14 protein-coding genes and 1 rRNA gene are annotated in these 12,834 nt (G+C 63.6%); 9 read left to right on the top strand and 6 right to left on the bottom strand.

Going from position 1 to position 12,834, the window contains the following annotated elements; genetic code table 11:
• Positions 1 to 17 precede the first annotated feature (17 nt).
• The 3 genes from NZ849_RS09890 to NZ849_RS09880 form a co-directional block, all read right to left on the bottom strand.
• Complete coding sequence (locus NZ849_RS09890) at positions 18 to 377, bottom strand: NADH-quinone oxidoreductase subunit A (protein WP_295387072.1); 360 nt, start codon at positions 375 to 377, stop codon at positions 18 to 20.
• Positions 378 to 593: 216 nt separating this feature from the next.
• Positions 594 to 1,733, bottom strand: a complete 1,140-nt coding sequence (locus tag NZ849_RS09885; protein WP_295387069.1) for a phenylacetate--CoA ligase family protein — start codon at positions 1,731 to 1,733, stop codon at positions 594 to 596.
• 75 nt (positions 1,734 to 1,808) lie between these two features.
• Positions 1,809 to 2,423, bottom strand: a complete 615-nt coding sequence (locus tag NZ849_RS09880; protein ID WP_295387066.1) for a DUF480 domain-containing protein — start codon at positions 2,421 to 2,423, stop codon at positions 1,809 to 1,811.
• A 53-nt stretch (positions 2,424 to 2,476) separates the two neighbouring features.
• Between NZ849_RS09880 and NZ849_RS09875 the strand changes: the two genes are divergently transcribed.
• Together NZ849_RS09875 and NZ849_RS09870 are read left to right on the top strand one after the other, a co-directional pair.
• Positions 2,477 to 3,505 carry a zinc-binding dehydrogenase gene (locus NZ849_RS09875; RefSeq protein WP_295387065.1) on the top strand — a complete coding sequence of 343 codons (1,029 nt, stop codon included), beginning with the start codon at positions 2,477 to 2,479 and terminating at the stop codon, positions 3,503 to 3,505.
• Between the two features lie 314 nt (positions 3,506 to 3,819).
• Positions 3,820 to 4,389: an NYN domain-containing protein gene (locus tag NZ849_RS09870; protein ID WP_295387060.1), complete on the top strand. Its 570-nt coding sequence runs from the start codon at positions 3,820 to 3,822 to the stop codon at positions 4,387 to 4,389.
• Positions 4,390 to 4,455: 66 nt separating this feature from the next.
• Here NZ849_RS09870 and NZ849_RS09865 read toward each other — a convergent pair whose 3' ends face one another.
• A complete protein-coding gene (locus NZ849_RS09865; RefSeq protein ID WP_295387058.1) occupies positions 4,456 to 4,743 on the bottom strand; it encodes a hypothetical protein in 288 nt (95 codons plus the stop codon).
• A gap of 64 nt (positions 4,744 to 4,807) precedes the next feature.
• Here NZ849_RS09865 and NZ849_RS09860 point away from each other — a divergent pair, with 64 nt between their 5' ends.
• Complete coding sequence (locus NZ849_RS09860) at positions 4,808 to 5,890, top strand: N-acetylmuramoyl-L-alanine amidase (protein WP_295406685.1); 1,083 nt, start codon at positions 4,808 to 4,810, stop codon at positions 5,888 to 5,890.
• Here the strand turns inward: NZ849_RS09860 and NZ849_RS09855 are convergent.
• Positions 5,873 to 6,550, bottom strand: coding sequence for an HAD-IA family hydrolase (locus NZ849_RS09855; protein WP_295387053.1), 678 nt, complete (start codon positions 6,548 to 6,550; stop codon positions 5,873 to 5,875). The two genes, NZ849_RS09860 and NZ849_RS09855, sit on opposite strands and share 18 nt — an antisense overlap.
• A gap of 284 nt (positions 6,551 to 6,834) precedes the next feature.
• Here NZ849_RS09855 and NZ849_RS09850 point away from each other — a divergent pair, with 284 nt between their 5' ends.
• The 6 genes from NZ849_RS09850 (at position 6,835) to NZ849_RS09825 (ending at position 12,606) form a co-directional block, all read left to right on the top strand.
• A complete protein-coding gene (locus NZ849_RS09850; RefSeq protein WP_295406682.1) occupies positions 6,835 to 7,902 on the top strand; it encodes a C45 family peptidase in 1,068 nt (355 codons plus the stop codon).
• 9 nt (positions 7,903 to 7,911) lie between these two features.
• Positions 7,912 to 8,421 carry a macro domain-containing protein gene (locus NZ849_RS09845; RefSeq protein ID WP_295387047.1) on the top strand — a complete coding sequence of 170 codons (510 nt, stop codon included), beginning with the start codon at positions 7,912 to 7,914 and terminating at the stop codon, positions 8,419 to 8,421.
• The gene (tsaE, locus tag NZ849_RS09840; protein WP_295387044.1) at positions 8,363 to 8,854 is read left to right on the top strand and encodes a tRNA (adenosine(37)-N6)-threonylcarbamoyltransferase complex ATPase subunit type 1 TsaE; all 492 of its coding nucleotides are present in this window, start codon (positions 8,363 to 8,365) and stop codon (positions 8,852 to 8,854) included. The genes NZ849_RS09845 and tsaE overlap by 59 nt, the downstream gene beginning before the upstream one ends.
• Before the next feature lie 394 nt (positions 8,855 to 9,248).
• Positions 9,249 to 10,607: an efflux RND transporter periplasmic adaptor subunit gene (locus NZ849_RS09835; protein WP_295406679.1), complete on the top strand. Its 1,359-nt coding sequence runs from the start codon at positions 9,249 to 9,251 to the stop codon at positions 10,605 to 10,607.
• Positions 10,604 to 11,317: an ABC transporter ATP-binding protein gene (locus NZ849_RS09830; RefSeq protein ID WP_295387039.1), complete on the top strand. Its 714-nt coding sequence runs from the start codon at positions 10,604 to 10,606 to the stop codon at positions 11,315 to 11,317. Before NZ849_RS09835 ends, NZ849_RS09830 begins: the two co-directional genes overlap by 4 nt.
• Positions 11,314 to 12,606, top strand: a complete 1,293-nt coding sequence (locus NZ849_RS09825; protein WP_295387036.1) for an ABC transporter permease — start codon at positions 11,314 to 11,316, stop codon at positions 12,604 to 12,606. Before NZ849_RS09830 ends, NZ849_RS09825 begins: the two co-directional genes overlap by 4 nt.
• Positions 12,607 to 12,720: 114 nt before the next feature.
• On the opposite strand, the gene NZ849_RS09820 is transcribed toward NZ849_RS09825, so the two are convergent.
• Positions 12,721 to 12,834 (bottom strand): 16S ribosomal RNA (locus tag NZ849_RS09820); the annotation flags it as partial.

Raw genomic sequence — 12,834 nt, 5'->3', positions numbered from 1 at the left:
TCCCCCACAGAGGACCGCTAACGCCACTTCAAAACACCCTTGTACCACTCGTACAAAAACCCCACCAGAAGCAACAGGGTGAAGATGAGCAGGCCCACGAAGCCTACCACTCCTAAAGTACCTGCGCTCACCGCATAGGGCCACAGAAAGGCCACCTCCACATCAAAGATGATGAAGAGCATGGCCACCGCGTAGAAGTGCACCGGAAACCGCCTGACCTCACCTGCGGGGTCATTGCCGGACTCATACGGCATGAGCTTGGCCCGGCCTCCCTTCTTCGGGCCTAAGAGAGCCCCCACCACCGTCGCCAGCACCGCGATTCCAACCGCAACCGCCAGGTAAACCAGCACTGCTTGATACTCGGTAATCGGTGACATGTGCCTCCTCGGGGGGAATCCTCGTGCCAACCTTCACGAAGTCGGGCAAAGCGGCTCGAGCTTCCCTACGCCGCCCACATCTTACAACCTTTGTAAGCCGGCAAAAGTATGGCCCCGTTCCAAAATTTCCAGCAATCACCCCAAGCCAGACACCGCGCCCGGCAACCGCAGCGCCCCTGGGCCAAGCCGTCTCAGCCCTGGGGAGCTCCATTCGCATCAGTAGCGTCTGTCCACCAAGGGCGGGCCCTCCAGGGCAGGGTCGGCCTGTATCTCATCAATGCGGATGCCCGTAGCCTGCTGCAGGGCGGGGCCAAGCTGGGGCGGAACCGACTCGGCCTTGATGCGCAAAATGAGCCGGTCGGTGCCGCCTTCTTTGGTCTCCACCACCACCTGGGCCCCACCCCGCGGATCAATCCCAAAGGCCATCAACAGCGGAGCCAGCTCGGTGGGGTAGAGCTTGACCCCCTTGACCTTGACCATCAGGTCGGTGCGGCCAATCACCCCCTTGGGCAGGCAAACCCTTCCCCCACGACGGCTCACCACCGCCAAGTCGCCCGTGCGGAAGCGAATCATGGGCATCAGGGTGCGGGAGAGGGAGGTCACCACCAGCTCGCCCTTCTCCCCCTCAGGGGTGGGCTCCAGGGTCTCGGGGTCTATGACCTCCAAGACCGCCATCTCGGGTATCTCCCAAAGCCCATCCTTCTCCAAGCCCTCCCCGGCCACCACCCCCAGCTCGGAGGTGCCGTAGGCGTCCACCGCCACCCCCCCTATGGCCTGCTCGAGCCGCTCCCGGTATCCGGGCACCGAAGTGAAGGGCTCCCCACCAGCCATCAAAAGCTCAAAGCGCCCCCCAGCCTGGGCCACCTTCATTGCGAAGCTGGGGTTGGAGACCAGAACCTCAAAGCCATACTGCCGCTGAAGCTGGGCTATGCGCTCAGCCTCCCCGGGCCCGTGGGGCAACACCATAGCCCCAGCCCGCTGCAGGGCCTCATGGAAAAGCCACCCACCAGCGAAGACGTGGTAGCCAAAGGCCACCAACACCCTCTTCCCTGCAACTCCCAGCCGGCGCATCTGGGCCGCCAGGGCTTCGGCCTGGTAGGCCACATCCTCGGCAGAAAGGTACTCGGGCATCCAACCCATAGCTGGGCTGGGGGTCAGGTGCATCAGCGCAGCCCCTTGGGGAGGCCGCGGGTTAGCCTGCAGGTAGGCCAGCCAGTCCTGGCGGGTGGTCAGGGGAAGCCGGGTGAGGCCCTCTGGGGTTAGGGCGTCAACATCCACCTGCCTTAGCTTCTCGGCGTAAACAGGGTGCCTTTGCGCAGCGGCGACAACCGTTCTCAAGCGCTGAACTCTGTCCATAGGGGGCTCCTCGCTTTGGTCCCCAAGATTATATCCCCCAACCTCTAAACCCTCGCCAAACAGGAGCGCGGGCCTCTATTTCCCCTTTCTTAGAGCCTCCACCAGGCTTCGCAACTCCCTTACCTCGGCCTCGAGGGCCTCCAGGCGTGCTTCCAGCTCACCTTTAGCCTCTAGAGGAACCGGAAAGCTGGGAGGGCCGGCCAGAAGGTGGGCGTAGCGAGCCTCCCGCTCCCCCGGCCGCCGCTCCAGGCGCACCACCAAGGGGTGAGGGGCGTGCTCTATGAGACCCTCCAGCACGGCCTCCACTTCCTGCAAGGAGGCAAACCGCTGGTTCATGCTCTCGGCTCGAGCCCGCAACTCCCCCAGGGTCTGCGGGCCCCGAAGCATCAGCAAGGCCAGCAGAACGGTTGCGGCAGGGGTCAACCTGTACTCCCGGTCCAAAAACTGCCGGTACTTAGGGGCTCGAGCCCCGGGCTCCCGGAACATCCCGCAAAGCCGCCTGCGCTGCAGGGAGTCCAGGGCTTCCCGCACCTCCTTCTCGCTCAGGTTCATCACCGGGTTCCGGTTGCTCTTCTGGTTGGCCCCTAACCGCACCGCGTTCTCCGTCAGAGGGTAGTGTTCAGGGGTGGCAAACTGTTTCTCGACAAGGGTTCCCAGCACCCGCACCTCAATTTCGGAAAGAGGCTCCACGGAGCAAATATAGCCGATTGACCTCAGTTTGGGCAGGATGGCAGAATCGCCCTGTGCGAGCAGTGTGGATGGAAGGGCGGGGCGGTTTGGAAGTCCTGCGCTATGGCGAGATTGAAGAGCCAGAGGTGGGCCCTGGGGAGGTGCGGGTCCGCGTCCGGGCCGTGGCCCTGAACCACCTCGACCTGTGGGTGCGCAAGGGGGTGGCGGCTCCTAATCTGGCCCTGCCCCACATCCTGGGTTCCGACATCGCTGGGGTGGTGGAGACGGTGGGGCCCGGCGCCCAAGGGGTGGTCCCTGGGGAGGAGGTGGTGGTGAACCCAGGGGTTTCCTGCGGTCGCTGCGAACGCTGCTTGAGCGGCCAGGACAACCTTTGCCCGGACTACCAGATCCTAGGCGAGCACCGCTGGGGTGGATACGCAGAGCTTGTGGTGGTTCCAGTGGTCAACGTGCTGCCCAAGCCAAAAAATCTGGGCTTTGCAGAGGCCGCGGCCGTCCCCCTAACCTTCCTCACCGCCTGGCAGATGGTGGTGGATAAGCTCCAGGTCAAGCCCGGCGAAGACGTGCTGGTCATGGCCGCGGGCTCTGGTGTTTCTGTGGCGGCCATACAGATTGCCAAGCTGTATGGGGCGCGGGTTATCGCTGCAGCCGGAAGCGAGGAGAAGCTAGAAAAGGCGCGGGCCCTGGGTGCGGATGAGGTGGTCAACTACAGCCAGCCCGACTGGTCCAAAGAGGTGCGCCGCCTTACCGGAGGCAAAGGGGCCGACGCAGTGGTGGACCACACCGGGGCAGCCTACTGGGAAGGGGTCATCAAGGCCACTGCCTGGGGTGGGCGCATCAGCCTGGTGGGGGCCTCCTCAGGCTACCAAGCCCCTACCCCCCTCTCCCACGTCTTCTACCGCCAGCTCACCATCCTCGGCTCCACCATGGCCTCCAAAAGCCGCCTCTACCCCATCCTGCGCTGGGTAGCCCAGGGCCGTCTCAAGCCCGTGTTGGGGAGCATTCTGCCCCTAGCCAACGCCGCTGAGGGACACCGCCTCTTAGAGGAGCGACGGGTTTTTGGCAAGGTGGTGCTGGAGGTTTGAATCAAGGCGTTGGAAAAAAACCTTACCCGGTGCAGATAACGCGCACGGGGAGGTGTCGGTACCCTGTGCCCTGAGAAACCCGCACGGGGAAAAATTCCGTTTTCGTGACAAAAACCCCAAGGCAGCCTACCCCCCTCAACGCAGCTTGGGGTTCTTGGAAACCAGGGCCTCCTGTCGCATGATGGTCTAGGCGGAGCAAGGGGGGCCCTCGCAGTGGTACCCAGAAAATCGGGGGATGGTATTTTGGCCGTCAAGGGGGTACCATGCTACTTTTGCGGAACGGGCAGCCCACTGCCCACAGGAAGAGAACTGAGATGAGGACGGCTTTGTTTATCGACGGCTCCTACATGTACGATGCGGCCAAGCGTCTGGGGTGGAACATAGACCACCGGAAGGCAATCGGCCTCTTCGCCCCTCCTGAAGAGCTGTACAACGCCTTCTACTACGCTCCGGTCACCGACAGCAACGATGAGCGACAACAGAAGTTCCTGGATGCCCTGGTCTTTATGGGCTACACCGTGCGCAGCCGGGAGACCCACGGCGACCCCCGTTTTGAGGCGATGATCGCTACCGACCTCCTGGTCACCGCACCCCGCTGGGAGCGGGCCGTGCTGGCCAGCGGTTCGGGGGACCTGGCCCATACGCTTGCGGCCTTGCGGGCCATGGGCAAGGAGATCCACCTCCTGGGGGTGCCCGAGCTCACGGACCTCGAGCTTCGCAACCAGTGCGACCGCTACATTGACCTGCGCGATATGCAGACCCAGCTCGAGCGCACCGGGGGTGGGCGGCGGGTCTACCCCAGCCTGAACGAGGAGGCTCAAAGGGCCGAGGAAACCAACCCAGCCCGGCGCCTGCTCGAAAACCTCGAGGACGAGCTCAGGTAAAGACGCCGCTAGCAAGGCGCCCGGCTCCACAGCCGGGCGCTTTTACTCCCTAAGGGCAGGAGAAAACTAGCCCCACTCCCGTATCGGCACCAACTCGCCCCCTTCCACTGCCTTTCGCACCGGGCGGTAAGCCCGATCAAACCATATCTCCAGTACCGCCCGGTCAAGGTACTGGGGAGATACGATAACCTTGCGCACGTAAAAACCGCCCTCATCGGAAGGGGAAATCTCACCGCTTTTGGAAAGCCGAAGCTCCACCACCTCCTTGTGCCGCGCTGTGCGTACCCGCACCCGGAAGGCGCTGTCGCCCTCCCTCTTGAGGTGTTCATCGGGCTTGCGAAACAGGCCGAACATACCCCCAGTATCCCACAGGAGGGCTCTAAGAAAATCCCACCTCCTGAGGTTATACTCGCAAGTAATGCGGCTCCTCGCCCTCCTGGTTGTGTGCTTCCCACTGGCCATGGCCTTTCCCCGCCTAGGGCTCCACGAGGGCTACACCCGGCTGGTCTTCGACCTGGAAAAAGGGGTCCAGTACCAAATCGCCCAAACCTCTGACACCCTTACCCTGCGCTTTACCGGCAACAGGCCGCCAGCCAGCGATAACGATGTGGGTTCTCCCCAGGTAGCTTCCTACCAGGTGGTGCCCACCCCCCAGGGGGCCAACGTGTTTGTGCGCCTGCGCCCTGGCGTGGAGGTAAAAACCTTTCTCTTGGAGGACGCCAACCGACGGCGCCTGGTGGTAGACGTACTGACCGCAAACCAGGCCCCCACTTCCCCCCCCGCAGCCCAACCCAGGCCCAACCCACCCAAACCGAGAGCCCAGCCCAAGGTGGTGGTCCTCGACCCGGGCCACGGCGGGGTGGACCCAGGCGCGGTGGGCTTTGTGGTGGAGAAGGAGGTGACCCTGGACCTGGCCCTTCGGGTAAAGCGCATCTTGGAAAGGGAAGGCGTGGAGGTGGTGCTGACCCGCAACCGGGACACCCACCTCTCCCCCGACAAGGCCACCGACCTGGGCCTTCGGGCTGAGATGGCCAACTCCAAGCGAAACCTGTTCGTATCCATCCACGTCAACAGCGCCTCCACCCCTGCCCAGGGGATTGAGGTCTACTATTTCGGCAACACCCTTGACCCAGCCCTTCTGGCCCAGGTCATCCGGGAAAACGGCGGCGGTGAGGTGGGGCGTCGGCTAACGCAGGAGGCCCAGAGCGTAAGCCAGCGAATCATGAGCGACCTGATTGCCCAGTCCAACCTGATGTTCTCGCGCCAGCTCGCCCACTATGTACAGGCCTCCTTGCTGCGGGCCACAGGAGCGGTAGACCGAGGGGTACGGCAGGCCCCTTTCTACGTGCTGCGCAACGCCCGCATCCCAGCCATCCTGGTAGAGGTAGGCTTTGCCAACCACCCCACAGAAGGACGCAAACTGCAGACGGACGCATATCGGCAGGCCCTGGCCGAGGGACTGGCCCGGGGCATTCTGCGCTTCCTAAACAACGGGGAATAACCTCCGCCCGCGGGCAATCCGCACCAGCTCCCAAAGGGGCAGGTCGTCCAGGCGACTGAGCACCAAATCAGCCTCGCTCAGGTCCAGGTGGCGGGTGATGGCGTTGGGAACCGCCACGGTAAAAGCACCAGCGGCTCGAGCCGCCCGCACGCCGTTGAGGGAGTCCTCTATGGCCAGGGCCTGGCGGGGCTGAACACCCAAGGCCTCCGCGGCCCTCAGGAAGAGGGCTGGGTCGGGTTTGGTCAGGGGAACGTCCTCCTTGGTACAGATTACCTGGAAAGCGGAAAGAAGCCCCAGCCTGCGCAGGTGCTCCTCCACCCAAGCCCGGCTCGAGCTGCTGGCAAGGGCCAGCCCAAGGCCCATCGCCCGGGCTGCCTCAATGTATTCCAGCACCCCCGGCAGGGGCTTCAGTTCCCGGTTGAGCTCGTCCCTACGCCGCTCTACCCTAGCCTCAATCTCCTCCCTATCCAGGCTGGTCCCCAGCAGGGTCTCGAGGTGCCCCACCGGGTCAAAGGGCAACGAGTTGTTGCCCACAAAAGGCAGCCAGTAGTCCAGGCTTAGCTCAGCGCCGTAGTCTCGGTAGACCTCCTGCCAGGACCGAAACTCGCTGCTCTCGGTGTCCAGTATAGTTCCGTCTAAATCAAAGATGAGGGCCTGCATCCCCCTGGGATTGTACCCTACGGCCTACCTCTGGGGCTTTACCAGGAGGGGGCGCCGCATCGCCCATAAACAGCGCCCGACCGGACCTCCCTGGCTGAGGAGAACGCTTGCCTCGGGCACCGCTTTTCGCCCTCTACCCCCCACAACCCGCCTGCCGGAGCTGGTGGGGGCATGCGCAAGAGGGTGGCTTCCGGCCAGCCCGTCCAGGTGATGGTGGGGGTAATTCGGGGTTGTCGTCAGCATCACCCTCCGGCTGCGCTCTGGCTGGTGTGATAATAGCCGGGATGTTGCCCTACCTGAAGCTCTCCGGCCCACCCTACGAACAAGGGCTTTCCCAGGGAAAAGCCCTAAGCGAGGCGATAGCCCACAACCTGGAGCTCTACTTCCGCCGCTTTGAGGTAGAGTGCAAGCTCTCACCCACCGAGGCCCGTGAGCGGGGTGCCCGCTATCTGGAGGCCCTACGCCAGCAAAGCCCGGCCTACACCGCAGGCCTCGAGGGCATTGCGGCGGGCTCGGGGCAGCCCCTGGTGGACATCGCTACCCTCAACGTGCGCTACGAGATCGTCTATCACCAGTTTGGGCGCGAGGCCCCCAACGGCTGCACCGCCTTTGCCCTGATGCCTGCCCACAGCGCCGACGGCCACCTCTGGATGGGCCAGAACTGGGACTGGATGGAGGGGGTACAGGGGGCTTTGCAGCACATCACCGAACCCGATGGCACGCGGGTACTGGCCTTCACAGAAGCGGGCATCTTCGGGGGCAAAATCGGCCTCAACTCGCACGGACTAGGGCTCTGTATCAATGGGCTGGTCTCTAAGGGCGACGACTGGGCCGGGCTGGGCCAGCCCTTCCACCTGCGCACCTACCGAGCGCTGCGGCAGCACACCCTGGAAGCGGCCCAAAGGGCGCTGCTCGAGCCCCCCCACACCACCTCGGCCAACTTCCTGCTGGGGCAAGGGGGTAGGGCAGTGGACCTCGAGGTCTCGCCCATGGGCCTCGCCCGTTGGGAAGACCCGCGCCAGCTTGTGCATGCCAACCACTTCATCGCCCCCGAGCGCTACGGCATCGAGGTGCCCCCCATCGAGTGGCTCGACCGCTCCCACCAACGGGCCGAACGGCTGGAACAGCGCCTGCGCGCGGTGGAAAAACCCAGCCTGGCCGACATTCAATCCGCCCTGGCCGACCGGGAGGGAGCTCCCTACGCGGTCTGCCGCACCCCCAGCCCCGAGGAGTACGCCTTGGGCGAACCCTACCGCACCATTGTCTCGGTGATTATGAACCTGGGCACCGGCGAGCTCTGGATCTCGGATGGCCCTCCTCACGAGAACCCCTACATCCGCTACGTGGTCTAAAATACCCCCATGGCGCGCATCCGGGTAGCCCAGGGCGACATCACTGAGTTCGTAGGGGACGCCATTGTGAACGCCGCCAACAACCAGCTGGTGCTGGGCTCCGGTGTGGCTGGGGCCATCCGGCGCAAAGGCGGCCCCAGCATCCAGGAGGAGTGCAACCGGCACGGCCCCATCCGAGTGGGGGAGGCGGCCCTCACCGGGGCAGGGCAGTTGCCGGTGCGCTACGTAATCCACGCCGCGGTGCTGGGCGATACACCGGCCAGCCTGCACACCGTGCGCAGCGCTGCCCGCGCGGCCCTGCGCCTGGCCTCGGAGAAGGGTCTCCGCAGGGTGGCCTTTCCCCTGCTCGGAACCGGGGTAGGCGGGCTGGGGGTGCCCGAGGTCATAGAGACCTTGCTGGACGAGCTCGCAGACACCCCTGAAGACCTTGAAGTCACCCTTTATGGCTACACCGAGGCTGATGCCAAGGCCATCCGGCAGGCCCTGGCCCGCCGGGGCCAGCCTCCCTCGGGGGAGTAAGCTAGGGGTGTGTACCTTAGCCAGCCTCGAGGAAACACGCGCCTTTGCCCAAAAGCTGGCGCAAACCTTACCCGAAGGCGCCCTGGTGCTGCTGACGGGCCCCGTGGGGGCGGGCAAAACCACCCTGGTCAAGTTCATCGCCGAGGCCTTGGGGTTCAAAGGCGAGGTGACCAGCCCCACCTACACCCTGATTCACGAGTACCCCACTCCGGCGGGCCTGGTGGTGCACATCGACGCCTACCGCATGGTCAACCAGGAGGAGCTGTACCACCTGGGCCTGGAGGACTACCTGCCTGAGGCCCGGCTGGTGCTCATCGAGTGGGGCCGCCCGGAGGTCTTTCCAGACAGCCTGGAGGTGCGCCTGACCCCCACCGATGCGGGGCGCCAGGTAGCAATTTTTCCCCATGGAAGGGCATTTCTTCCAAAAATCTAGGCGGACTTTGTGCCCGTGAACTCATTTGGACCTCGAAGAGGCGCATACCGCCGGCCATACCTCGGCCTCGGTCAGATGAGCCCTCTTTCGCAGCCGGTCCGAATGGGGGAGATTCTGCTCCCCCGTTCGTGCTCTTGGGAAATAGGCCCAAGGCAGCGTGACCACCACCCACTGGACCCCTGCTGGGGGCTTCCGTTCCCCGGATCGGCGCGTCTGGCGTGTTGCTCATGCGCCAGTCTTTCGAGCCCTACCCACCGCTGGCCGAAAGGTATGGCGCTCCTCCGTCAGGGGCTCAACCTCACTTCCCGAAGTTGGGGGCCTTCAGCGCCCCTTCTTCACAAAACCTTCGCAACCCGTACACCGAACTTTGGCCCTGCTGGGGAAAGATCAAGGCGTGAACACGACGCGCTCCCAGCCACGCATCCGCATTCCCTGGCCCTGGCTCGGGCTTTTCTTACTGGCCGCAGGCCTGGGTGCAGGCTACCTGCTGCTTAGGCCCAAGCCTACCACCGTCAGCGCCCCCACGGTGGAAACTGCCCCCGTTCAGCGGGGGGTATTCAGGGTCTCGGTCTCGGGGCCGGGAACCCTCGCGCCCATCCAGTCGCTGTCGGTTAAGCCTGCTGTGAACGGCACCGTGCTCAAGCTCCCCAACGTAGGCGATCGGGTACAAAAAGGGCAGCTCATCGTGGAGCTTGACCCCACCAGCTATACCCGTGCCCTAGAAAACGCCCGATTGGCCCTGCAAAAAGCCCAAGCCAATCTGGATAAGCTGAGGGCCGACCAGGCTAGCAACTTGGCCACCGCCCGGCAAAACCTGACCAGCGCCGAGGCCGCCTACACCAACGCGGTGCGGGACCTCGAGGCGGCCAAAGCCAGCCTGGAGGCCACCCAAAAGCTCTACGAGCTGGGCGGAGCCAGCGCTCAAAGCCTGCAGAGCGCCCGCGACGCCTACGCCAAGGCCCAGGCCGCGCTCGAGGTGGCCCGGGTTAACCTCCACACAGCCCGGCAGGCCCTCAACCTCAGGAACAGCGCCAACGCCCAAGACCTGCGCAATGCCCAGCTCGCGGTGGAGCAGGCCCGACTTGACGTCAGGGCCGCGGAGGAAAACCTGGCCGCCACCAAAATCTACGCCCCCTTCGACGGCGTAGTGGCCGAGGTGAACGCCCAGGTGGGCAGCATTGGGGTAGGGGCCACGGTCAGCAACAGCACCGCTCTACTCACCCTAATTGACGACAGCAGCGTCAGCCTGCCGGTTCAAGTGGACGAGAGTGAGATTGCCAAAGTTAGGGTAGGCCAGAAGGTGGAGGTCAGCCTGGATGCCTACAGCGGGGAAACCTTCGAGGGGGTGGTAACAGCCATTGCGCCCCAGGCCCAGATGCAGCAGAACATCGCTTTCTTCTACGTAACCGTCAACATCCCCAACCCCGACCGCAAGCTGCGCCCCGGAATGACCGCTGAGGCAGAGATCATCGCTGAAGAAATCCAGGATGCCCTCATCATCCCTAAGCGGGCCGTGCAAACGGTGCGCAATCGGGCCTACGTGGATGTTCTGCAACCAGACGGAAGTAGGGAAACCGTGCGGGTTACCCTGGGCCCCGACGACGGGGTGAACCAGGTGGTGCAGGAGGGGCTTCAAGCTGGGCAGCGGGTAGTGCTGCCCAGCCGCAGCAGCACCCGCTCGAGCAGCCAAAGCAGCCAGGGTGGACCGCGCCTGCCTATCGGGGTAGGTGCCCCCCCAGGAGGTGGGCGGTGACGGTGGTTGCGCTCGAGGGGGTGCGTAAGGTCTACAGGAGCGGAGCGGTGGAGTTTGAGGCCCTCAAAGGGATTTCGCTCCAGATCCGCCAAGGCGAGATGGTAGCCCTGATGGGCCCTTCCGGCTCGGGCAAAACCACCTTGATGCAGATTATCGGGCTGCTCGACCGGCCTACTGAAGGGCGCTACTTGCTCGCAGGGCGTGACGTAACCACCCTAACCGAAAACGAACGGGCCGAGGTGCGCAACCAGGAGATCGGCTTCGTCTTCCAGGCTTTCCACCTACTGCCACGCTTGAACGTCTTGGAGAACGTGGAAGTACCGCTCACCTACGCGGGCTACAGCCCCAAAGAGCGGCGAGAGCGAGCCATTGAGGTTCTGCAAAAGGTGGGCCTTGGGAACAAACTTAAAAACCTCCCTTCCCAACTTTCGGGCGGCCAGAAACAGCGGGTGGCCATTGCTCGAGCCCTGGCCATGCGCCCCTCCTTACTGCTGGCCGACGAGCCCACAGGAAACCTAGACTCCAAGACCGCCGTTGAGGTCATGCAGCTCTTTCAAGAGCTCAACGAGGAAGGCACCTGCGTGGTCATCGTGACCCACGAACCCGACATAGCAGACTACACTGAGCGCATCGTGCGAATTCGAGACGGACAGGTCGAGTCCGATGCACCCAACCCTCACCGGAAACGGGCTGTAGGAGGACCGGCATGAGCGCACCAACAACCCCTTTGGCTCTCAAAAGGCCACGCTCCCGGATGGCTGGAATGAACCCCTGGCAGGTCTTCTCCATCGCCTGGCGGGCCATTCTGGGCAACCCCCTGCGCTCGGTGCTGACCACTTTGGGGGTCATTATCGGCGTAGCGGCGGTGGTGGCCCTAACCATGGTGGGCCAGGGTTCCACTGCCAACATCACCCGTACCCTGCAAAGCCTGGGCACCAACCTCATCACCATCGGCAGCGCTACAGGGGGCCGGGGCCCAGGCTTCGGCCTGGTCCGTTTTGGCGGCCCTCAAACCATCACCCTAAAAGACGCCGAAGCCATCCAGGCGGAGTTCGCTGGCCGCATCGCGGGCATTGCCCCTAGCCTGCAAAGCAACCAGCAAGTGAAATTGGGCCCCAACAACCTAAACGCCACTGTAATCGGCACCTGGCCTGATTACGCCAGCGTACGCAACACCCAGCCTGCGCAGGGCAACTTCTTCACCGAGGCCGACCTGCAAAACCGCCGAAGGGTGGCCGTCATCGGCTACGGCATCGCACAAGACCTCTTTGGTGGCCAAGACCCCATAGGACAGCGCATACGGGTTGCAGGCATCTCCTTTACGGTGGTGGGGGTGCTTCCAGACAAGGGCGACTCCGGCTTCGCCAACCCCAACTACCAGGTGATCGTGCCGCTTTCAACCTACCTCCAACGGCTCGCTCGTAGTAGCACTGGCGAGCCTCGGGTCAACGCCATCTACATCCAAGCGCCCGATAAGGACAACCTCCCCCGCCTGCAACAGGAGCTTACCGACTTCATGGCCCAGCGGCGCAAGGTCACCGACCCTAGCGAGTACGACTTTAGCGTGCAAAACCAAGCCGACGCGCTGGCCTCGGTGAACCAGGTTACCCAAACCATGACCCTTTTTTTAGGTGGAGTGGCCGGCATCAGCCTCTTGGTAGGCGGCATCGGCATCATGAACATCATGTTGGTCTCGGTTACCGAGCGCACCCGCGAGATCGGCATCCGCAAGGCCCTAGGAGCCAAACCCCGCGACATCCTCACGCAATTCCTCGTAGAGTCAATCTTGCTTTCGGTGGTGGGGGGCACCTTGGGAATCCTCCTAGGGCTGGCCATGGCCGGTAGCGTGGGGCAATTCCTGCGAATCACCCCCATCTTTGACCCCTTCAGCGTAGTACTGGCCTTTGCCTTCTCGGTTGGGGTGGGGGTTTTCTTTGGCTACTACCCTGCGGCCCGCGCCGCCCGGCTTGACCCAGTGGACTCCCTACGTTACGAGTAGTTTTGGGAAAGAGAAACCCCGCTATGCAAAACAAAAGCGCCCCAAAGGGGCGCTTTTAGCACCTTAGCAAGGGAAGGCCAGTTCTGCTGCGCCTTTACGGCGCGTACTCCTTAGAAAGGAGGTGATCCAGCCGCACCTTCCGGTACAGCTACCTTGTTACGACTTAGCCCCAGTCATGGGCCTTACCCTAGGCGCCTGCCTGCGGCTCCCGGCGACTTCAGGCAAGAC

Source organism: Meiothermus sp. (genome assembly GCF_025060375.1).
Taxonomy (GTDB): domain Bacteria; phylum Deinococcota; class Deinococci; order Deinococcales; family Thermaceae; genus Meiothermus.
This window is presented reverse-complemented; position numbering and strand designations above follow the sequence as displayed.